We start from the raw sequence: 21,036 nt of genomic DNA, 5'->3' as shown, positions 1-21,036 counted from the left end.
ACTCTGCTATTTCTTAAAAATGAATAATACTCACCACCTTATTCACGAATCGAGAACAGCATGGACTTAACACAGCTTGAGATGTTTAACGCCGTCGCACTGACCGGCAGCATTACCCAGGCGGCGCAGAAGGTACACCGGGTGCCCTCAAACCTCACCACCCGCATCCGACAGCTAGAAGCGGATCTCGGCGTGGAGCTGTTTATTCGCGAGAATCAGCGCCTGCGGCTTTCCCCCGCCGGGCACAATTTTTTGCGCTACAGCAAACAGATCCTGGCGCTGGTCGACGAAGCGCGAATGGTCGTCGCCGGGGATGAACCGCAGGGATTATTCTCGCTCGGCGCGCTGGAAAGTACCGCCGCCGTACGCATTCCGGAAAGTCTGGCGCGGTTTAACCAGCGCTATCCGCGCATTCAGTTTGCGTTATCCACCGGGCCTTCCGGTACGATGATTGACGGCGTGCTTGAAGGGACGCTTAGCGCCGCCTTTGTCGACGGGCCGCTCTCGCACCCGGAACTTGAAGGAATGCCGGTTTACCGGGAAGAGATGATGCTGGTCACCCCTGCGGGCCACGCGGAAGTGTCAAAAGCCACGCAGGTGAGCGGCAGCGACGTGTATGCCTTTCGCGCCAACTGTTCTTACCGGCGTCATCTGGAGAGCTGGTTCCATGCCGACCGCGTAACGCCGGGAAGGATCCATGAGATGGAGTCCTACCACGGGATGCTCGCCTGTGTGATTGCCGGGGCAGGCATTGCGCTGATGCCCCGCTCCATGCTGGAGAGCATGCCGGGGCATCATCAGGTGGCGGCGTGGCCGCTGGCGGAAAACTGGCGCTGGCTCACCACCTGGCTGGTGTGGCGACGCGGGGCGATGACCCGCCAGCTGGAGGCATTTATCGCGCTGCTGAACGAGCGTCAGCCACCTGCGCCCAGTTGTTAAAGTTGAACGTAGTCCTGGAGTCGAAGGAAAATTTTTCCCTTCATATACAGCGTGGCCTGCCCTCCAATCAGCACGCGGTCGCCTTTCAGCTCGCAGCGCAGATCCCCGCCGCGCAAGGAGACCTGGCGGGCCGACATCTGCGTTTTTCCGAGCTTTTCACTCCAGTACGGGATCAGCATACTGTGCGCTGATCCCGTCACCGGATCCTCCGGCACCCCTTCCCCCGGACAGAAGAAGCGGCTGACGAAATCATACTCATCTCCCGGCGCTGTAACGCAGACCATTTTCCCCAGCGGGAGCATGGCAGTGATATCCGGCGTCAGCGCCTCCACCTGCCGCTGGCTGTCGAGCACCACCATGTAGTCACGCCCCACACGCACCTCGTTTGCCGCGTTAATGCCCAGCGCGCTGAACAGCACTGGGGGTGGAGTATCGACAACCTCGGTTGACCACGCCGGGAAATTAAGCGTCAGCCAGTCGCCGCTGCGTTGTACCGTCAGTTCGCCGACAAAGCGCGTGGTGAAGGTGATTTCCGTATGCGGATAATCCAGGTATTCAAAAATAACGTGAGAAGCCGCGAGGGTTGCGTGGCCGCAGAGGTTAATTTCATCCTGCGTGGTAAACCAGCGCAGCTCAAACCCGTTATCCGTTCGGACAAAAAACGCCGTCTCTGACTGATTATGCTGCTTCGCCATCTTCAGCAGCGTCTCATCCGATAGCCACGCTTCCAGCGGACACACCGCCGCCGCATTGCCGCCGAACGCCCTGTCGCTGAAGGCATCTACCAGATAAAAATCAATTTCCTGCATCATTTGTTCCTCTTAGATTTATTCAGCGCAGAAATACTGTGCCCTTCAGATACAGCGCCGCCTGCCCGCCCATCCGCACGCGGTCGCCCTTGAGTTCGCAGCGTACGTCTCCTCCACGGGCGGAAACCTGGCGGGCAAACATCTGTGTTTTGCCAAGCCGTTCACTCCAGTAAGGGATCAGCATGATGTGCGCGGAGCCGGTGACAGGATCTTCCGGCACGGCCACGCCCGGCGAGAAGAAACGACTGATAAAGTCGTATTCTCCTTCGTCCCGGGCGGTGACGGCCACTTTATGCTCCCCCGGCGTCATGGCGGAGAAATCCGGATTAATGGCTTCCACCTGCTCGCGGCTCTCCAGTACCAGCACCCAGGCGCGGCCTTTTCGCGCCTCGACGTAGTGGCTGATACCGAGTGCGGTGAGCAACTCCGGTGGCGGCGTCTGTGCCTGCGTCGGGCAGGCCGGGAAGTCCAGGGTCATCCAGTCACTTTCACGGCTGACGGTCAGGCGACCAGAGGCAGTGTCAAAATGAAGGCGTGAGTCCGGATAATCCAGTTCGTTAAACAGAACATACGCCGCGGCAAGCGTCGCGTGACCACACAGATTAACCTCGGTTAGCGTGGTGAACCAGCGCAACTCGATCCCCCCTTTGGTACACACAAAAAAGGCGGTTTCCGACTGGTTATGCTGTTGTGCCATCCGCAGTAACGTCTCATCCGGTAGCCACGCGTCGAGGGGGCACACCGCCGCCGGGTTGCCGCCAAAAGAGGACGCGCTGAACGCATCTACCAGATAAAAATCAATCTCCTGCATTGTGTTACCGCCTGTTTTTGTTGTGTTGTTCTTTATCTTCAATGAAAACAACCGCGTTCGCTACCGCTGCATGAAGGTAAATTTTGTGATTCATATCACATAACGGTTGAGTTTTCGCCGTTTAAGGCTTTAAGATCGTCTCCTCATCTTTCAGGCAACGAATCCCAGATATCCCTATGACAACACACACGGTTTCCCGCAGGGTCGCGTGGCTACGCGTGGTCACGCTCGCCATCGCAGCGTTTATTTTCAACACCACGGAATTTGTTCCGGTTGGGCTGCTGTCCGACATTGCGGCCAGCTTCCATATGGAAACGGCACAGGTTGGCATTATGCTGACCATCTATGCATGGGTGGTAGCGCTGATGTCGCTGCCGTTTATGCTGCTGACCAGCCAGATGGAACGTCGTAAGCTGCTGATTGGGCTGTTTGTGGTGTTCATTGCCAGCCATGTGCTGTCATTTATGGCATGGAACTTCACCGTGCTGGTCATCAGCCGCGTCGGCATCGCGTTTGCCCATGCCGTTTTCTGGTCGATCACCGCATCGCTCGCCATTCGTCTGGCCCCGGCGGGGAAACGCGCCCAGGCCCTGAGCCTGATTGCCACCGGAACGGCGCTGGCGATGGTGTTAGGCCTGCCGATCGGGCGCATTGTGGGTCAATACTTCGGCTGGCGCACCACCTTCTTTGCCATCGGCATGGGGGCGCTGATCACCCTGGTGTGTCTGATCAAACTGCTGCCAAAACTGCCCAGCGAACACTCCGGCTCGCTGAAAAGTCTTCCGCTGCTGATGCGTCGACCGGCGCTGATGAGCATCTATTTGCTGACCGTGATTGTGGTGACCGCCCATTACACGGCCTACAGCTATATTGAGCCGTTTGTTCAGGTTGTGGCGGGCTTTAGCGCTAACTTTGCCACCGTTCTGCTGCTGATCCTGGGCGGCGCGGGGATTATCGGCAGCATCCTGTTCGGGAAGCTGGGCAATCAGCATGCGTCTGCGCTTGTAAGCAGTGCGATTGGCATGCTGCTGGCATGTCTGCTGTTACTGATGCCTGCGGCAGGCAGCGAGAGTCATCTGGCGATCCTCAGTCTGTTCTGGGGCGTGGCGATCATGATTATTGGTCTGGGAATGCAGGTCAAAGTGCTGGCGCTGGCCCCGGACGCCACGGACGTAGCGATGTCGCTCTTCTCCGGGATTTTTAATCTGGGGATTGGCGCCGGTGCGCTGGTGGGAAATCAGATCAGCCTGCATGTATCGATGTCGGCCATTGGCTATCTCGGGGCGATTCCGGCGCTGATCGCGCTGATCTGGTCGGTGCTTATCTTCCGTAAATGGCCGGTCGCGATGGAAGAACAGACCAGCCACGGTTGACGTTTGTTGTGCCGGGTGGCTCTGCGCTTACCCGGCAACGTTCTCAATGATACGTCTTAACAATCTCCAGCACGCCGTTAATAATAAACTGCACGCCCATACAGACCAGCAGGAAGCCCATCAGACGGGAGATAGCTTCAATCCCCCCCTTGCCCACCCAGCGCATAATCGCCCCGGAACTGCGCAATGACCCCCAGACAATAATGGCAATAAGCGCAAAAATGATCGGCGGCGCAACGGTGATAACCCAGTGCGGAAATGTCGACCCATCACGCACCGTTGAGGCGGAACTGATGATCATCGCAATCGTTCCCGGCCCTGCCGTGCTCGGCATGGCTAACGGCACAAACGCGATGTTGGCGCTCGGTTCGCTTTCAAGCTCCTCCGATTTGCTTTTGGCTTCCGGGGATTCGTGCGCTTTGTGCGCCGGGAACAGCATCCGGAAACCAATAAAGGCCACGCGCCAGCGATACGCAGACCGGGAATCGAAATACCAAAGGTATTCATCACCAGTTGCCCGGCGTAATAAGCCACCATCATTATGGCAAAGACGTACACAGAGGCCATCATCGACTGCTGATTGCGCTCCGCGCTGTTCATGTTCCCCGCCAGCCCCAGAAAAAGCGCCACCGTCATTAACGGGTTCGCCAGCGGCAGCAACACCACCAGCCCAAGCCCCACTGCTTTAATCAAATCCAACATAATGCACCGCAGTCCTTATCCTTATTCAACATCGCAATTATAGGGGCAAATCCTCGTCCGTAGCCATCCGCGCAGCGTAACCATAATTGTCTCTCGTAATTCATAACCCCAGATTATCTGTATGATTTAAAAGCGTACAGAATGAGTTCCTGAAGCGTTTTAGCATTTCGTGGCATCGGCCGATTCATTCAGTTGACTTATACTTGCCTGAGCAATAATATCTGCCGTGACTAAACTACTTGCCAGGGCAACCATTGTGAAAAGCACCAGTGACCTCTTTAACGACATAATCCCACTGGGTCGTCTTATTCATATGGTTAATCAGAAAAAAGATCGCCTGCTCAATGACTATCTGTCACCGCTGGATATCACCGCAACACAGTTTAAAGTGCTGTGTTCCATTCGCTGCGAAGTGTGTATCACGCCGGTTGAGCTGAAAAAGGTGCTCTCTGTCGATCTGGGTGCGTTAACCCGCATGCTGGATCGTCTCGTCTGTAAAGGATGGGTAGAACGAAGCCCTAACCCAAATGACAAACGTGGCGTACTGGTGAAACTGACCAGCGATGGCGCGGCCATGTGTGAGCAATGTCATCAATTAGTAGGACAAACACTGCACCAGGAACTGACAAAAAACTTAACGGCGGATGAAGTGGCAACGCTTGAGCTTTTACTCAAGAAAATCCTGCCGTAAACAGAAAAAGAGGTATGACGATGTCCAGACGCAATACTGACGCTATCACCATTCATAGCATTTTGGACTGGATCGAAGATAACCTGGAATCTCCGCTCTCCCTTGAGAAAGTGTCTGAGCGTTCAGGTTACTCAAAATGGCACCTGCAACGGATGTTTAAAAAAGAGACCGGCCATTCATTAGGACAATATATTCGCAGCCGCAAGCTGACGGAGATTGCCCAAAAACTGAAAGAAAGCAATGAGCCGATCCTCTATCTGGCGGAACGTTACGGATTTGAATCGCAACAAACCCTGACGCGTACGTTCAAGAACTACTTTGACGTGCCGCCTCATAAGTACCGTATTACCAGTATGCCGGGTGAATCCCGTTATCTGTATCCGCTAAAACATTGCAGTTAATCATCGCCTGTTAAGACGTAACCGAGGAAATCATGAAATTTATCGCCTCCGCCGCCCTCACCTTGCTGGTGCTGGTTTCCGGCCAGAGCTTCGCGGAGCAAACCCCCAGTGCGGGGCAGCAAAATAATCGTGACACCATGATTATGCCGTCCACGCAAAACCAGTCGCCCTGGGACTTCAATCACATGGGCGCTGGCAGCGACAAATCCGACGAATTAGGCGTGCCGTATTACAACCACGACCTGTAATTCGTTTTTGCCCCGCTAATGCGGGGCTTTTTTCTGCCTTAACTCTGCACCCGCGTCGCCCGATGCACCCGCAAGCCAAAGACGTTGATATACAGCCCGGCCATAATCAGCCCTGCGCCACACAGTTGCAGCGCGCTGAGCGTTTCATCCAGCAACAGTGCGGCGCTGGCAAGCCCGACCACCGGTACCAGCAGCGATAACGGCGCCACGCGCCAGGTTTCATAGCGTCCGAGCAGCGATCCCCAGATACCATAGCCAATGATTGAGGCAACGAACGCCAGGTAGATCAGCGACAAAATAGTCGTCAGGTCGATCTCCACCAGGCTTTTCAGCATCGCCTGCGGCCCCTCCAGAATAAATGACGCGGCCATAAACGGTACGATGGGGATCAACGCGCTCCAGACCACCAGCGATAAGACCGCCGGACGCGCCTCGTGCTGCATTATCAGCTTGTTAAAGATATTGCCGCACGCCCAGCTCAGCCCCGCCGCCAGGGTGAGCATAAAGCCCAGCAGCGCGACATGCTGACCGTTGAGGCTGCCTTCAATCAGCACCAGCACGCCAAAGACCGCAAGGCTAATGCCCGCCAGCTGCTTGCCCTGCAAGCGTTCGCCAAAGACAAACGCGCCGAGAATGATGGTAAAGAACGCCTGCACCTGAAGCACCAGCGAAGCCAGGCCCGCAGGCATACCGAATTTAATAGCGCAAAAAAGAAACGCAAACTGACCAAAGCTGATGGTGAGGCCGTAGCCCAGCAGCAGCTTGAGGGGAATTTTCGGGCGGGCGACGAACAGCAGCGCCGGAAACGCCACCAGCAGGAAGCGCAGACCCGCCAGCATCAATGGAGGCATGTTGTGCAACCCCATTTTGATGACCACAAAATTGAGTCCCCACACCACGACAACCAGCAACGCTAACAGCCCGTCTTTCCGCGTCATTTTCCGCCCCTGAAATATTAAAATTTTGTAAACACTTCAAGGTAACAGAAAAAATAGCCCCGCGAGAAGATCATTAATTCTGGTACTGAAGAGAAGCACTTGCGGATAAATTGGGTGCTATACAAGCTGCCGATCCCATGATAATCCTGTAATAACACAACAAAAAAGCATAAGCATTTGTCGGGCAGGAAAATGAAACCATCAATCAGGCGCTCAACCGCAGCGCTGCTGGCATCGTCATTGTTATTAACAATTGGCCGCGGGGCAACGCTGCCCTTTATGACCATATATCTTACACGCGTGTACGATATGAGCGTGGAGAATATTGGCTATGCCCTTACCGTGGCGTTGACCATTGGCGTGGTGTTTAGCCTGGGGTTTGGCATCCTGGCGGATAAATTCGACAAAAAACGCTATATGCTGATCGCCATCGTCGCCTTTATCGCCGGGTTTGTGGCCATTCCGCTGGTGAATAACGTGACGCTGGTAGTGCTGTTCTTTGCCCTGATTAACTGCGCCTATTCCGTCTTCTCAACGGTGCTGAAAGCATGGTTTGCCGACGTGCTGACCTCCAGCGAAAAGGCGCACGTTTTCTCACTCAACTACAGTTTCCTGAACATCGGCTGGACGATTGGGCCGCCGATCGGCACCCTGCTTGTGATGTACAGCCTGCAACTGCCGTTCTGGCTGGCGGCCTTCTGCGCCGCACTGCCGCTCGGGTTTATCCATTTCTTTGTGCAGAAAAGCATAGCCTCGGACAGCCCTGAGGAGAAAATGCCATGGCAACCCTCGGTGCTGCTGAAAGACCGGGCGCTGTTCTGGTACACGCTTTCCGGGCTGCTGGCGTCGTATGTGGGTGGATCGTTTGCCACCTGCATTTCCCAGTATGTCCTCGCTGCACATGCGGACAGTGATTTCGCAAAAGGTGGTGGCCGTTGTGCTGCCCGTCAACGCGGCGGTGGTCGTCACCCTGCAATATGCGCTTGGACGGAAGATCACCGCCAGCAATATCCGTCCGCTAATGACCGCCGCGACGCTTTTTTTCATCCTCGGGCTGGGGGGGTTTATGCTTTCCGGCGAGAACCTGATTTACTGGGGGATCGCGGCAGCGATTTTCACCCTGGGTGAGATTATTTATGCACCGGGTGAATACATGCTGATCGACAATATCGCCCCGCCGGGCATGAAGGCGAGCTACTTCTCCGCACAAGCGCTGGGCTGGCTGGGCGCGGCGGCGAACCCAATGATCACCGGGCTCATCCTGACCCATCTGCCGCACTGGTCATTATTTATCATTATGATGGCCGCCATCATTGCGGCCTGGCTGATGATATTGCGCGGGATGCGCGTGAAAAGTGAAGATAGCGTGTCGAGTAGCGCTGCGCTTACCCGACCTGGAAAACCCTAATCCCAGGCCGGGTAAGGCGAAGCCGTCCCCCGGCAAAACCAACACCTTAGTGGTGCAACATCTCCTCCACCACCTGCTCTTTGTACATCTCATTCGGGTAGTAGGTCGGCCAGTTATCCATCTCTTTCAGCAGCGCCTCGTGGGAGGTGTTGCCCATAAAGATATGGAAGTGTGAAGAGGCTTTCGGCCCGATGATATGGTCGCTGAACTGCACAAACTTAGGCGCCTCGCTCGCGTTATCCTTGCACTCAAACAGGTAGCGCACACCTTTTTTCCCCGACGCATAGGTCAGAATTTTGTAGCCGCTGTAGTCGTAGCGGCAGCTGCTCACCGTTTTGCCTCGGTGGAATTCCATCACGTTGTTTTCAATGCCGATGGCGTCCACGTCCGTCGCGTAACCCTTGCGGTAGTAGGCCTTCACCTCGGCAGCAGATTTTTCTCCCTTCTGCGCTTTCTTTTCGAAAACCGGATCCAGCGAACCATCAAGCAGGAACGGGTAAACAGACTGCCATGTTCCGTCCCAGTCAGACAGCTTCCTGTCCCTGACGTCTTTATCCTCAAAGACGCCGTTTGCCGCCTTCTGTTCCGCCTCCGTCATCTGATGACCGTGCGAATGGGCAAAAAGCGAGCCGCTTACCAGCAGCGTTCCCAAAGTCAGCGCAATTTTTCCAGGTTGTGCAGCCACAGCAAAATCCTCATTCCGTTTTATAAGAACAGGGATGTTATATTATAACATTTCAGATCGCAACCAGCCCGCGAACGCCCTCCCGCTCCATATTCTCCCCGCGCCCCTGCTGGACGATGCTGCCGCGCGACATCACCAGATAGCTGTCGGCCAGCTCTACCGCAAAATCATAAAATTGCTCCACCAGCAGGATCGCCATATCCCCCCGGTTCGCCAGGCTGCGGATCACCTGCCCAATCTCTTTAATCACCGACGGCTGAATACCTTCCGTGGGTTCATCCAGAATCAGTAACTGTGGACGGCTCGCCAGCGCGCGACCAATCGCCAGCTGCTGTTGCTGACCACCGGAAAGATCGCCTCCGCGTCGGTGCTTCATCTCCTTCAGCACCGGGAAAAGCTGCCAAATCTCCTCCGGTACGCTCCTTGCGTTTCCCGCGGAGAAGCGCGACAGCCCCATCAGCAGGTTTTCTTCTACGGTCAGACGCGGAAAAATCTCCCGCCCCTGCGGAACATACGCCACGCCGGACTGTACCCGCTGGTGCGGTTTACTGTGAGTGATGCTCTTTCCCTGCCAGACCACCTCCCCGGCTTTCACCGGGATCAGCCCCATCAGGCACCTCAGCAGCGTGGTTTTGCCCACCCCGTTGCGCCCCAGCAGGCAGGTCACTTCCCCGACGACCGCCTCAAAGCTCACCCCGCGCAGAATATGACTTCCGCCGTAGTACTGATTCAGTTCGCTAACCTGTAACATCCCCTCTCCTTAGCGTCCCAGATAGACGTCAATCACCTGTTCATTGGCCTGTACCTCGCGAAGCGAACCTTCCGCCAGTACGCGCCCCTGATGCAGCACCGTGACGTGGTCGGCGATGGTCTCAACGAAACCCATATCGTGCTCAACCACCATCAGCGAATGCTTGCCTGCCAGGGTGCGGAACAGCTCGGCAGTGTATTCCGTCTCGGCGTCGGTCATACCGGCGGCGGGTTCGTCCAGCAGTAACAGGTGCGGGTCCTGCACCAGCAGCATGCCGATCTCCAGAAACTGCTTCTGTCCGTGGGAAAGCAGTCCGGCACGGCGATCGCGCTCGCTGCCAAGCCGCAGCAAAACCAGCATCTCATCAATGCGGTCGCGCTGCTCGCCGCTGAGCGTGGCCCGCAGGCTCGCCCAGACGGACCTGTCGGCTTTCATGGCGATTTCGAGGTTTTCCCCTACGGTCAACGCTTCAAACACGGTCGGCTTCTGGAACTTACGGCCAATGCCCTGACGGGCGATGGCCGCCGGTTCCAGGGCAGTCAGATCGATGGACTGATCGTAAATAGCTTTCCCGCTTTTTGGCCGGGTTTTGCCGGTGATCACGTCCATCAGCGTGGTTTTACCGGCTCCGTTAGGGCCAATGATGCAGCGCAATTCTCCGACGCCGATATTCAGCGAGAGATCGGTCAACGCCTGAAAACCGTCGAAACTGACGTTAATGGCCTCGAGCTGCAACACCGGATCGGTCTGCTCGCGGTAACGGTCGCCCGGTAGCTGGCGGGTAAAGAGTCCTTCAGAGGGCTGCATTAATTCTCTCCCTTACGTAACAGACCGAACACGCCGCGCGGTAAAAACAGCGTCACGGCGATGAAAATCAGCCCCAGAAACAGCTGCCAGTACTCCGGCATCGCCACGGTGAAAAAGCTCTTCGCACCGTTGACCAGCGCCGCGCCAATCACCGGGCCCACCAGCGTGCCGCGGCCGCCCAGCGCCACCCAGATGGCCGCTTCAATCGAGTTGGTTGGCGACATTTCACCCGGGTTGATAATGCCCACCTGCGGAACGTACAGCGCCCCCGCCAGGCCACACAGCACGGCGGAAAGCGTCCAGACCAGCAGCTTGAAGCCGCGCGGATCGTAGCCGCAGAACGTGAGACGGTTTTCCGCATCGCGCACCGCCGTTAAAATGCGGCCAAATTTACTCTTCGCCAGCGCGTAGCCTGTGCCCAGGGCCAGAAGCAGCAGCACGACCGTTGCGAGAAACAGCGCGATCCGCGTGGTGGTCGCCGTGACGGAAAATCCGAGCAGCGTGGTAAAGCCGGTAAAGCCGTTATTGCCGCCAAAGCCGGTTTCGTTGCGAAAGAACAGCAGCATGCCCGCATAGGTCAGCGCCTGGGTCATGATGGAGAAATAGACCCCTTTGATCTTCGAGCGGAAAGCAAACCAGCCGAAGACCAGCGCCAGCAGGCCGGGTATCGTCACAATTAACACCAGTGCCCAGGCAAAATGCTGCGTTCCCCACCAGAACCAGGGCAGTTCGCTCCACGAGAGAAACGACATAAACGCGGGCAGCCCGTCTCCGGCCGCCTGGCGCATCAGGTACATGCCCATCGCATAGCCGCCCAGGGCGAAGAATATGCCGTGCCCCAGCGAGAGCATACCGGCATAGCCCCAGACCAGATCGAGGGCCACGGCGACCACCGCGTAGCAGAGGATCTTGCCGATGAGCGTCAACATCCACGTGGAAACGGCCAGCGGATGGGTGGCGGGCAACAGCGCGAGAAAAGGCAGCACCAGCAGCGCCGCAACCAGCAGACTGCCGAAGATTTGCGCGGTGCGCGGTGCCCTGCGCGCCAGTGTTAAGGTCAATGGCTGGCTCATCAGTCTGTCACCCTCCCTTTAAGTGCGAATAACCCCTGCGGACGTTTCTGGATAAACAGAATGATCGCCACCAGAATCAGGATCTTGCCCAGCACGGCGCCCATCTGCGGTTCAAGAATTTTATTGAAGATCCCCAGACCAAAGGCCGCCGCGACGCTACCGGCCAGCTGGCCGACGCCGCCGAGCACCACCACCAGGAACGAATCAATGATGTATCCCTGGCCCAGCTCCGGTCCCACGTTCCCCAGCTGGGACAACGCCACGCCGCCCAGCCCGGCAATGCCGGACCCGAGGCCAAACGCCAGCATATCTACCCGTCCGGTGGGGACGCCGCAGCAGGCCGCCATGCTGCGGTTTTGCGTCACCGCCCGCACGTTCAGACCCAGACGCGTTTTGTTCAGAATGAGCCAGGTGAAGAACAGCACCATCAGCACAAACCCGAGCACCACAATACGGTTCCACGGCAGCGTCAGGTTGGCGAAAACCTGCACCCCGCCGGACAGCCAGGCCGGGTTAGCGACCTCAAGGTTCTGGGCGCCAAAGGTCATGCGCACCAGCTGGATCAGCATCAGGCTGATCCCCCAGGTGGCGAGCAGGGTTTCCAGCGGGCGGCCATACAGATGGCGGATCACCGTGCGCTCCAGCACCATCCCGATACCTGCCGTCAGGCAAAACGCCACCGGCAGCGCCACCACCGGATAAAGCGCCAGCCACTGAGGCATCCACTGCGCCATCACCTGCTGCACCATCCAGGTGGCATACGCCCCGAGCATCAGCATTTCGCCGTGGGCCATGTTAATCACCCCCAGCAGACCATAGGTGATAGCCAGCCCGAGCGCGGCCAGCAAGAGTACCGACCCCAACGACAGGCCCATGAAGGCCTGCCCCAGCAGTTCACCCCACATCAGCCGGTGCTGAATACGGTCCAGGCTCTCAGCGGCGGCGGCACGTACCCGTGCGTCCGGCTCGGTTTGCGCCCGGGTGAACGGCGTCAGCGTGGCCTGAACGTCCGGATCGTCAGACTGTCCCAACAGTTCAACCGCGTTGAGGCGCGTTTCCGCCTGCGGACTCGCCAGCTGAAGATTTGCCAGCGCCAGCCTCAGCGACTGTCGGGTGACGTCATCCGTTTCGCGGTTAGCCCGCTGTTGCAGAAACCCGAGCATATCCGGCTGGGCGTCACGCTGAAGTTGCCGCGCGGCATGACGCCTTTCGGTGACACTGTCACTGACAAGCTGATGCGTCGCCAGCGCCGTGACGGTTAACACGCGCAGCCGGTTGGTCAGCCGCACGGCTTTGGTCGTTCCTTCGGCGCTCTTTGCCGCGCCCAGGGCAACCATTTCGCCGTCGATGCGGGTAAAAGCCTTCTTCTGGGTGTCGGTGTAGAGGTTCTCCTGTTGCAGCGCTTTAAGCAGCGGCAAACGTGCAGGTTCCGGCGTGGCTGCCCAGCGGGTCAGCATGGCGGTCTGCTGGCTGCGGCTAGCGGCAACGAAATCATCGGCATCCGATGCCTGCACCATCCCTGGCAGCAGTCCGGTAAGCCACACAATCGCAATCATCATGCGCATGGCGTTCATGACGTCTCTCCCTGGTGGTGGCTTAGTTGCTGGCGGTTTTCATCGGCTGGTCAGGTTTTTTGTCATTCCCGGCGATAAACGGGCTCCACGGCTGAGCGCGTACCGGCTGTTCGGTTTGCCAGACGACGTTGAACTGGCCGTTGCCTTCGATTTCACCAATCATGACGGGCTTATGCAGGTGGTGGTTGGTGGCATCCATGGTCAGCGTAAAGCCGGACGGCGCGTTGAACGACTGGCCCGCCATTGCCGCGCGCACTTTGTCCACGTTGGTTGTCCCCGCTTTTTCAACCGCCTGCGCCCACATATGCAGGCCGACGTAGGTCGCTTCCATCGGATCGTTGGTGACGACGGTATCGGCATTCGGCAGCTTATGGGCTTTCGCGTAGGCTTTGTAGGCCGCGACAAAGGTCTGGTTGGTCGGGTTATCGACGGATTCAAAGTAGTTCCACGCCGCCAGGTTACCCACCAGCGGCTTGGTATCAATGCCGCGCAGTTCCTCCTCGCCCACCGAGAACGCCACAACCGGCACGTCCGTGGCTTTCAGCCCCTGGTTCGCCAGCTCTTTATAGAAAGGCACGTTGGAATCACCGTTGATGGTGGAGACCACCGCCGTTTTACCGCCCGCAGAGAATTTCTTGATACTGGCGACGATGGTCTGGTAATCGCTATGACCAAATGGGGTGTAGACCTCTTCAATATCTTTATCTTCCACGCCTTTCGAGTGCAGGAAGGCGCGCAGGATCTTGTTCGTGGTGCGCGGGTAAACGTAGTCCGTTCCCAGCAGGAAGAAGCGTTTCGCGCTGCCGCCGTCCTCGCTCATCAGGTACTCCACCGCCGGGATCGCCTGCTGGTTAGGCACCGCGCCGGTATAGAAGACGTTAGGTGACATCTCTTCACCTTCGTACTGCACCGGATAGAACAGCAAACCGTTCAGCTCTTCAAAAACCGGCAGAACTGATTTACGCGATACGGAGGTCCAGCAGCCGAACACCACGGCGACCTTATCCTGGCTCAGAAGCTGGCGGGCCTTTTCGGCAAACAGCGGCCAGTTGGAGGCCGGGTCAACCACCACCGGCTCCAGCTTTTTCCCGAGCACGCCGCCTTTGGCGTTAATTTCATCGATGGTCATCAGGGCGACATCTTTCAGGGGCGTTTCTGAAATGGCCATCGTGCCGGAGAGTGAGTGCATGATCCCGACTTTAATGGTCTCTGCGGCCTGGACGCCAAAACTGACCCCCATGGCGACCACGGAGGCGGACAAGGCGAACGCTTTTATAAAGGTACGACGGTGCATATTTTCACTCCTGAAAAAGAAAGCTGTGCGAAGACGTCCGTTACCGCCCGGACGCAGAAAAAGTAACGTCAGTTTCAGGAGAGCAAAAAGGGTGCCAGGTTGCAGAGGCAGGATTTAAACGGGTTCGAAGAGAGGATTTACGGTAAACGACTCAGAATGGTACAGCGCTGCACTGTAATAATGCAGCGCTGTGAACGGCGTTACCAGACGTCGCTGGCGATTTGCGTCACCAGGCGAATTTTATCCCACTGCTGGGCTTCGCTCAGGCTGTTACCCTCTTCCGTGGAGGCAAATCCGCACTGCGGGCTGAGGCAAATCTGCTCTTTCGCCACGTAGCGCGCAGCCTCTTCCAGACGCGCTTTCACCCCTTCCGGGTTCTCCAGTTCACCGTGCTTGGTGGTGATCAGCCCCAGTACCACCTGCTGTTTACCCGGGCGCACAAAACGCAGTGGCGCAAAGTCGCCGCTACGGTCGTTGTCGTACTCCAGGAAGAACGCGTCGACGTTCACCGTGCCGAACAGCACCTCCGCCACCGGCTCATAGCCGCCTTCGGAAATCCAGGTTGAGCGGAAGTTGCCGCGGCAGACGTGCAGCCCGATGGTCAGGTCGTCCGGTTTGCCCTCCAGCGCCTTATTCAGCACCCGGGCATAGGTTCGGGCAAGTTCGTCTGCATCGTCACCGCGCTCGCGGATCTGGCGGCGCTGGTCTTCTGAACAAAGGTAGGCCCAGACGGTATCATCCAGTTGCAGATAGCGGCAGCCTGCATCGTAAAAGGCCCGAATGGCATCGCGCCAGGTTGTCGCCAGATCGTCAAAGTAATCCTTCAGATCCGGGTAGACCGTGGCATCAATATCCTTGCGGCCACCGCGGAAGTGCAGCACGCTCGGGCTCGGAATGGTCATCTTCGGCTGTGCGTTACCGCTGATGCTTTTGAGGTAGCGAAAATCTTCCAGCATAGGATGATCGCCGAAGCCCAGTTTGCCCGTTACGCGCACGCCGTGGGCTTTGGTCTGCACCCCGTTGAACTGAATGCCCTGCTGCGAATCATAACGCTCTACGCCCTGTAGCCCGTCAAAGAAGTCAAAGTGCCACCAGGCGCGGCGGAATTCACCGTCCGTTACCACATGCAGACCGCAGGCGCACTGCTGTTCGACAACATGGCGAATGGCCTCGTCCTCAACCGCGCGAAGCTGACCGGCATCGATCTCACCGCTGGCAAATTGCAGACGGGCCTGTTTAACAGAGTCCGGGCGTAAAAAACTGCCGACTACATCGGCGCGGTACGGGGCGTGGTGTCGCTGCATGGAAATCTCCTCTGTCTGTCGGCGTTAATTGCCCACAGTGATAATTCATCTCTTGAACATTTAGACTTCTGGATGTCTAAACGTCCTAAAAAGATGTCATACCGGCTCGCCGCCGACAAACGAGAAAATTTCATCTGTGTTGAAATAAATTCATGTTCACAGGGCGGGCGATGAAGATCCTGCAAACGCGAACCGCTCATCTTCCCAGCCGGTCATGCCCCCGAGCATAATCTTAACCGGCAGACCCAGACGCGCCAGCTTCAGCGCCGCCCTGTCCGCCCCGTTGCAGTGCGGGCCTGCACAATAGACGACAAACAGCGTGCCCTCTGGCCACGCTGTCATCCGCTCGGCGGTGATCTGGCTCCAGGGTAAATGCAGCGCGCCGGGCAGATGCCGCCGGGCAAAATGTTCAGGCTTCCCGACAACGTGCAGCAGAACAAAGTCCTGCTCACCGCTGGATACCGCGTGATGGACATCGGCGCAGTCCGTCTCGACGCTCAGACGACGCAGAAAATGCCCCACGGCTTCCTGCGGCTCAGCAGCCGGAAATTCAGTAACATAGCTCATGAATCTTCCTCATTTGTGGTGTTTGTGTTAACACTACTCTATCCCTTAATTCAGAACATGAATGCGTCCGCCTATGCCAGAAAACAGCAAAAAGATGACAAACTTAAGACATCCCTCGCCGCGCGCGGTCGTGCTGGCATATGACGGTTTATGTACCTTTGAGTTTGGCGTGGCGGTAGAAATCTTTGGCTTGCCGCGCCCGGAGATGGGCGATGACTGGTATCAGTTCGCCGTGGCGAGCGTGGATGGCGGCGAGCTCCGGGCAACGGGCGGGATCCGTATTCTGGCCGACGGCGATCTGCGTCTGCTTGAAACGGCGGATCTGGTTGTTATACCCGGCTGGCGAGGGCTGGATGAACCCGTACCCGAAGCGCTCTGCCAGGCGCTCCGCGCGGCGCGTGCCCGCGGCTGCCAGCTACTCTCGATCTGTTCTGGCGTTTTCGTTCTGGCAGCCTCAGGCCTGCTTGACGGGCGGAAGGCAACCACCCACTGGCGCTACACGCAAGCTCTGAAAACACGCTTTCCCGCCATCACCGTGGTCGAAGATGTGCTCTACCAGGACGAAGGCGATATTCTCACTTCCGCCGGCAGCGCCGCGGGGATTGATCTGTGTCTGCACGTGGTGCGCCGGAATTACGGTATGGAGGCAGCAAACCGCGTGGCGCGTCGACTGGTGATCCCGCCCCATCGGGACGGCTCGCAAACCCAGCAACTTAGCCGACCGGTGGCTCAGTTGCGGGAGAGCCAGCGCCTGGGCCAGCTGTTCGATTATCTTCACCAGCATCTGGCCGTTTCCCATACCGTCGAATCGCTGGCCCTGCGGGTGGGTATGAGTCAACGCACCTTTCTGCGCCGTTTCCAGGACGCGACCGGGACAACGCCCGCGCGCTGGTTATTGACTGCGCGATTGCAGCGGGCAAAAGATTATCTCGAAAACAGTCGGCTCAGCATTGATAATATTGCGGAACAAACCGGATTTGGACAAAGCGCCACGCTGCGCCACCATTTCCGGCAGCAATTTGCGCTTTCGCCCGCGCAATATCGCAAACAATTTTTACAGCCGGTACGATAAACGGGCAAAAAAAAACCGCCATAATCTGGCGGTAAATGCTTGCATGGATAGATTTGTATTTTGGTATCTACGCTCCGGTATTCCCTACCGGGATGTGGATCACCAGCAATCTACCACTGTGAGCCTCAACGAAGCATAAACGAATCGATTAACCCGCTTTGGTATTAATTTGCAGATAACGCATCAGCCCCTGATCTGCACTCTGGCGGGCATCATCATTAATCGCTTCGAGATAAAACGCACGTGAGACCCCATACGGTGCCTGCTCGGGTGGGTAAACGGCGAACTGGAAGGTTTTGCCTCTCGCCTTATTGGTACAGCCCAGCTCCCAGCGATCTTCACTTACCTGGGTGCTATTACATTCGACACGTCCGTAATCGCTGGTTAAATACGATCCGACACGGCTTTTTGCTGACTGAATATATTCTGGTTCTTCATTTGAATAGATGCTGGCCGCAGCACCCACCGCAACCACTACGCCCAGAAGTGATAGCACGATTATTTTTTTCATTTATTCGATCCAATCCTTAGCCAGAAAAATCTTATTGTAAATGATTTCCCAATAAATCTAGCTTCTCTTTGCATACCAGAAATGGGAGTTTACAACGTCGATATGGCTTTTAAGAATAGTCTTAAGCGCGTTTTATTGCGACCACAATTTTTGACACTCTATTTTCTCAAATTTAAAGAGTCGAATAATTACTCTATGAAATTATCCCTACGATGACCGTAGCGTATTTTCAGGGGATAAATGATGTTCAGAAAAGAATTTTCGCTACTGCTGGTGATTAGCGCCCTGTTCTCAGGACAGATTATCGCGGAGCACAAAGGGCATGAATTTGTGTATGTGAAAAACGCCGACCATCAGCTTCGTCATGAAGCTGACAGCGACGAGTTACGCAGCGCGGCTGAGGAGTCTGCGGAGGGGTTGCGCGAGCACCATACCTGGCAGAAATCGCGCAAACCGGATACCCACTCTGCGGGTTAGCTGCCTTTACGCTTCGGCAGGGTCTTCATCAAATCGTCAGGGCTGACGGAGGCCACAATGCTTCCCGGCGGCGGCATTTTGAAGATGTGATTCTTCATTTTGCCGATAACGTGCATTTCACACGGACGGCAGTCAAACTTCAGCGTCAGCACTTCATCGCCATTCACCAGCTGCATCGGCGTCGCTTTCCAGCTTTTAATATTGCCTTTCGCCTGTTTCGGACAAAGGTTAAAAGCAAACCGCAGGCAGTGTTTGGTGATCATCACCGGCACATCGCCCTTCTCTTCATGCGCTTCATACGCGGCGTCAATCAGCTGCACGCCGTGACGATGATAAAACGCACGCGCTTTGTGGTTGTATACGTTCGCGAGGAAAGAAAGATGCGTGTCCGGGTAGACCGGCGCAGGCACCGCTTCGGCCTTACGGCTGCCGCGCGAATAGTTTGCCAGGCGTACTTCATCCAGCATCTCGGCCGTTTCACGGCGGAACTGGTTCAGCAGGCTGTTCGGCACGAACAGCGCGTCCGGCAGATTCACCTCAATATTGCGCGCGTAATAAATGGTCTGCCCCAGCTTCGCCACGCCATCCTTGAGGTTGTTGAGCGCTTTCTCCGCATTGTTCGCCACCTCGAACAGGCCGTCGAGCGTATGCGTCACGCTGATGCCGTCTTCGCAGGTCATGGTCAGGATCAGCTGCTCTTCCCAGCCCCCCAGCGCGATATCCACCGCAATGCGGCGCTCGCTGGAGGTCTTGAGCAAGGCCTGCTGCCAGTTGTGATCCAGGTTACGGTTAAGCGCCGCATTAGGACGGGCTTTGTAGAGATCGGCAGGCATTTCGTTCGGCCAGACGCGATAGCGATTTTCGCCGGTTTTCTCCACCGTATTGGCGCGGAAACCCACTACTTCACGTTTGATCATCACGTTGAGACCATCGCCGTTCGCCAGCGGCTCTGTCACCTGAACGTCAAGATGATCTTTCGCCACTTTCAGCACTTCACCCACCGGCAGGCCGATAAACTTCGGTGAGTCGAACGCGCCAATATCCCCTTTACGGGCATTCACGAAATAGTCCGTGCTGCCGCGGTGGAAGGTTTTGTCCGTAGACGGAATAAAGAAATGCTCTGTACGCCCGGCGGAGGCGCGCGCCAGATCACCGCGATCGTCGATGATGGCATCCAGCATCTGACGATAATGTGCGGTGATATTTTTGACGTAGCTCATGTCCTTGTAGCGCCCTTCAATTTTGAAGGAGCGTACGCCAGCATCGATCAGCGCACCGAGGTTCGCCGTCTGATCGTTATCTTTCATCGACAGCAGGTGTTTTTCGAATGCCACCACGCGGCCCTGATCGTCTTTCAGGGTATACGGCAGACGGCAGGCCTGAGAGCAGTCGCCCCGGTTAGCGCTGCGCCCCGTCTGGGCGTGAGAGATATTACACTGCCCGGAATAGGCCACACACAGCGCACCGTGGATAAAGAATTCAATGGTCGCGTCGGTCGCCTGATGGATATCGCGGATCTGGTTCAGGTTCAGCTCGCGCGCCAGCACAATCTGCGTAAACCCGACGTCCGAAAGAAACTTCGCCTTCTCGACGGTGCGGATATCGCACTGGGTGCTGGCGTGCAGCTCAATCGGCGGGATATCCAGTTCCAGAACGCCCATATCCTGAACGATCAGGGCATCAACGCCGGTCTGGTAGAGATCGGTGATCAGACGCTGCGCGGGCTCCAGCTCATCATCATGAAGAATGGTGTTCAGGGTCACAAACACCTTCGCCCCGAAACGGTGAGCGAACGGTACCAGCTCGGCAATGTCGCGCAGGTTGTTGCTGGCGTTATGCCGGGCACCGAAGCCAGGGCCGCCAATGTAGACGGCATCCGCACCGTGAAGAATGGCTTCACGGGCAATGGCGGCGTCGCGGGCCGGGCTTAGCAGTTCAAGATGATGGGAGTGCAGGCGCATACTTCGTCGTTATCCGTTATGGTCAAAATGGCGGCTATTGTAGTCAGAAGTCTGTGTCAGTGAAACCGTTTTGCGACGCTTTAGCGGGGATAATGGATCAGGGAGTGAAAATGCACCGTCCGGGCGCTGCTGTTGCGGTACGCGTGCGGTTTATCGCCGGCAAAACGCACGCCGGAATCAGCGTATATTGTGCGCCAGACACCGTCGATCTGCATATCCAGCTCACCGCTTATCACCACCACATGTTCGATCACCCCGGCTTCGTGCGGCGTGGACTCGCTCAGCGCGCCGGGCGACAGGGTGATGGAGAAATGGTCGAACTTAAGCTGTTCATCCCAGGGGAAAAGCGGTTTCACCACCATCGCCTGCTGCTGCGGATCGAACACCGCCTGCGGTTCGCTTTCTGGAGTGATAAACGCCGAAAAAGGTACGTTCAGCCCGGTGGCGATTTTCCACAAGGTAGAGACCGTCGGGCTGGACTCATTGCGTTCGATTTGCCCAAGCATCGCTTTCGACACGCCCGTCTCTTCCGCCAGTTTTGACAGGCTCCAGCCCCGCGCCTGACGCAGCGCTTTCAGTGTGGTTGCCAGGTGTTGAGTGATATCCATAGTTCCTCCCGTTGCGGCAAAGCATACCACTT

Annotated in this window: 21 protein-coding genes and 2 pseudogenes; 8 read left to right on the top strand and 15 right to left on the bottom strand. The window is 56.8% G+C overall.

Going from position 1 to position 21,036, the window contains the following annotated elements; all coding sequences use genetic code 11:
* Nucleotides 1-60: 60 nt before the first annotated feature.
* Complete coding sequence (ptrR, locus tag ACOTYB_RS13860; RefSeq protein ID WP_017382364.1) at nucleotides 61-939, top strand: putrescine utilization regulator PtrR; 879 nt, start codon at nucleotides 61-63, stop codon at nucleotides 937-939.
* Here ptrR and ACOTYB_RS13855 read toward each other — a convergent pair.
* Complete coding sequence (locus ACOTYB_RS13855; RefSeq protein WP_032628241.1) at nucleotides 936-1,748, bottom strand: PhzF family phenazine biosynthesis protein; 813 nt, start codon at nucleotides 1,746-1,748, stop codon at nucleotides 936-938. The genes ptrR and ACOTYB_RS13855 overlap by 4 nt on opposite strands.
* Before the next feature lie 22 nt (nucleotides 1,749-1,770).
* Nucleotides 1,771-2,559, bottom strand: coding sequence for a PhzF family phenazine biosynthesis protein (locus ACOTYB_RS13850; RefSeq protein WP_126525205.1), 789 nt, complete (start codon nucleotides 2,557-2,559; stop codon nucleotides 1,771-1,773).
* A 176-nt stretch (nucleotides 2,560-2,735) separates the two neighbouring features.
* Here ACOTYB_RS13850 and ACOTYB_RS13845 point away from each other — a divergent pair, with 176 nt between their 5' ends.
* Entirely contained in the window at nucleotides 2,736-3,932 is a 1,197-nt protein-coding gene (locus ACOTYB_RS13845; RefSeq protein WP_126525204.1) for a sugar transporter, read from the top strand.
* Between the two features lie 43 nt (nucleotides 3,933-3,975).
* Here the strand turns inward: ACOTYB_RS13845 and ACOTYB_RS13840 are convergent.
* Nucleotides 3,976-4,634, bottom strand: a pseudogene (locus tag ACOTYB_RS13840) (MarC family NAAT transporter).
* Between the two features lie 256 nt (nucleotides 4,635-4,890).
* Between ACOTYB_RS13840 and marR the strand changes: the two are divergent.
* From marR to marB, 3 genes are read left to right on the top strand one after another with little or no spacing between them, the layout of a single operon-like run.
* A complete protein-coding gene (gene marR, locus ACOTYB_RS13835) occupies nucleotides 4,891-5,325 on the top strand; it encodes a multiple antibiotic resistance transcriptional regulator MarR (RefSeq protein ID WP_003857182.1) in 435 nt (144 codons plus the stop codon).
* A gap of 20 nt (nucleotides 5,326-5,345) precedes the next feature.
* Entirely contained in the window at nucleotides 5,346-5,726 is a 381-nt protein-coding gene (gene marA, locus ACOTYB_RS13830) for an MDR efflux pump AcrAB transcriptional activator MarA (RefSeq protein WP_001303241.1), read from the top strand.
* A gap of 32 nt (nucleotides 5,727-5,758) precedes the next feature.
* Entirely contained in the window at nucleotides 5,759-5,974 is a 216-nt protein-coding gene (gene marB, locus ACOTYB_RS13825) for a multiple antibiotic resistance protein MarB (RefSeq protein ID WP_003857184.1), read from the top strand.
* 38 nt (nucleotides 5,975-6,012) lie between these two features.
* Here marB and eamA read toward each other — a convergent pair whose 3' ends face one another.
* A complete protein-coding gene (gene eamA / locus ACOTYB_RS13820) occupies nucleotides 6,013-6,912 on the bottom strand; it encodes an O-acetylserine/cysteine exporter (protein ID WP_045349922.1) in 900 nt (299 codons plus the stop codon).
* 192 nt (nucleotides 6,913-7,104) lie between these two features.
* On the opposite strand from eamA, the pseudogene ydeE reads away from it, so the two are divergent.
* Nucleotides 7,105-8,320, top strand: a pseudogene (gene ydeE, locus ACOTYB_RS13815) (efflux MFS transporter YdeE).
* A gap of 46 nt (nucleotides 8,321-8,366) precedes the next feature.
* Here ydeE and zinT read toward each other — a convergent pair.
* The 8 genes from zinT to ACOTYB_RS13775 all read right to left on the bottom strand — a co-directional run bounded on the left by zinT (nucleotide 8,367) and on the right by ACOTYB_RS13775 (nucleotide 16,375).
* Nucleotides 8,367-9,005 carry a metal-binding protein ZinT gene (gene zinT / locus ACOTYB_RS13810; protein WP_003857190.1) on the bottom strand — a complete coding sequence of 213 codons (639 nt, stop codon included), beginning with the start codon at nucleotides 9,003-9,005 and terminating at the stop codon, nucleotides 8,367-8,369.
* A 52-nt stretch (nucleotides 9,006-9,057) separates the two neighbouring features.
* Nucleotides 9,058-9,756, bottom strand: coding sequence for an urea ABC transporter ATP-binding subunit UrtE (gene urtE / locus ACOTYB_RS13805; RefSeq protein ID WP_220153833.1), 699 nt, complete (start codon nucleotides 9,754-9,756; stop codon nucleotides 9,058-9,060).
* 9 nt (nucleotides 9,757-9,765) lie between these two features.
* On the bottom strand, nucleotides 9,766-10,563 hold the full coding sequence (gene urtD, locus ACOTYB_RS13800) for an urea ABC transporter ATP-binding protein UrtD (protein WP_015570541.1): 798 nt from the start codon (nucleotides 10,561-10,563) through the stop codon (nucleotides 9,766-9,768).
* Complete coding sequence (gene urtC / locus ACOTYB_RS13795; RefSeq protein ID WP_220153831.1) at nucleotides 10,563-11,636, bottom strand: urea ABC transporter permease subunit UrtC; 1,074 nt, start codon at nucleotides 11,634-11,636, stop codon at nucleotides 10,563-10,565. The genes urtD and urtC overlap by 1 nt, the downstream gene beginning before the upstream one ends.
* Nucleotides 11,636-13,210: an urea ABC transporter permease subunit UrtB gene (gene urtB / locus ACOTYB_RS13790; protein ID WP_220153830.1), complete on the bottom strand. Its 1,575-nt coding sequence runs from the start codon at nucleotides 13,208-13,210 to the stop codon at nucleotides 11,636-11,638. Before urtB ends, urtC begins: the two co-directional genes overlap by 1 nt.
* A gap of 22 nt (nucleotides 13,211-13,232) precedes the next feature.
* Nucleotides 13,233-14,504, bottom strand: a complete 1,272-nt coding sequence (gene urtA, locus ACOTYB_RS13785; RefSeq protein WP_220153829.1) for an urea ABC transporter substrate-binding protein — start codon at nucleotides 14,502-14,504, stop codon at nucleotides 13,233-13,235.
* 200 nt (nucleotides 14,505-14,704) lie between these two features.
* On the bottom strand, nucleotides 14,705-15,808 hold the full coding sequence (locus tag ACOTYB_RS13780) for a cobalamin-independent methionine synthase II family protein (RefSeq protein WP_023314139.1): 1,104 nt from the start codon (nucleotides 15,806-15,808) through the stop codon (nucleotides 14,705-14,707).
* A gap of 156 nt (nucleotides 15,809-15,964) precedes the next feature.
* Nucleotides 15,965-16,375 carry a rhodanese-like domain-containing protein gene (locus ACOTYB_RS13775; RefSeq protein WP_003857206.1) on the bottom strand — a complete coding sequence of 137 codons (411 nt, stop codon included), beginning with the start codon at nucleotides 16,373-16,375 and terminating at the stop codon, nucleotides 15,965-15,967.
* A gap of 73 nt (nucleotides 16,376-16,448) precedes the next feature.
* Between ACOTYB_RS13775 and ftrA the strand changes: the two genes are divergently transcribed.
* A complete protein-coding gene (ftrA, locus tag ACOTYB_RS13770) occupies nucleotides 16,449-17,447 on the top strand; it encodes a transcriptional regulator FtrA (RefSeq protein ID WP_409248907.1) in 999 nt (332 codons plus the stop codon).
* Between the two features lie 148 nt (nucleotides 17,448-17,595).
* Here ftrA and ACOTYB_RS13765 read toward each other — a convergent pair whose 3' ends face one another.
* Nucleotides 17,596-17,958 (bottom strand): hypothetical protein, encoded by a 363-nt coding sequence (locus ACOTYB_RS13765; RefSeq protein ID WP_003857209.1) that lies wholly within the window; start codon nucleotides 17,956-17,958, stop codon nucleotides 17,596-17,598.
* A 243-nt stretch (nucleotides 17,959-18,201) separates the two neighbouring features.
* Between ACOTYB_RS13765 and ACOTYB_RS13760 the strand changes: the two genes are divergently transcribed.
* The gene (locus ACOTYB_RS13760) at nucleotides 18,202-18,435 is read left to right on the top strand and encodes a DUF2554 family protein (protein ID WP_045342933.1); all 234 of its coding nucleotides are present in this window, start codon (nucleotides 18,202-18,204) and stop codon (nucleotides 18,433-18,435) included.
* Here ACOTYB_RS13760 and ACOTYB_RS13755 read toward each other — a convergent pair.
* Nucleotides 18,432-20,396, bottom strand: coding sequence for a peptidase U32 family protein (locus ACOTYB_RS13755; protein WP_409248908.1), 1,965 nt, complete (start codon nucleotides 20,394-20,396; stop codon nucleotides 18,432-18,434). The two genes, ACOTYB_RS13760 and ACOTYB_RS13755, sit on opposite strands and share 4 nt — an antisense overlap.
* 80 nt (nucleotides 20,397-20,476) lie before the next feature.
* Nucleotides 20,477-21,004: a helix-turn-helix domain-containing protein gene (locus tag ACOTYB_RS13750; protein WP_045336245.1), complete on the bottom strand. Its 528-nt coding sequence runs from the start codon at nucleotides 21,002-21,004 to the stop codon at nucleotides 20,477-20,479.
* Nucleotides 21,005-21,036: the final 32 nt, after the last annotated feature.

Origin of the sequence: Enterobacter cloacae complex sp. IR5450 (assembly GCF_049238665.1) — a bacterium.
Classification (GTDB): Bacteria; Pseudomonadota; Gammaproteobacteria; order Enterobacterales; family Enterobacteriaceae; genus Enterobacter; species Enterobacter hormaechei_C.
This window is presented reverse-complemented; position numbering and strand designations above follow the sequence as displayed.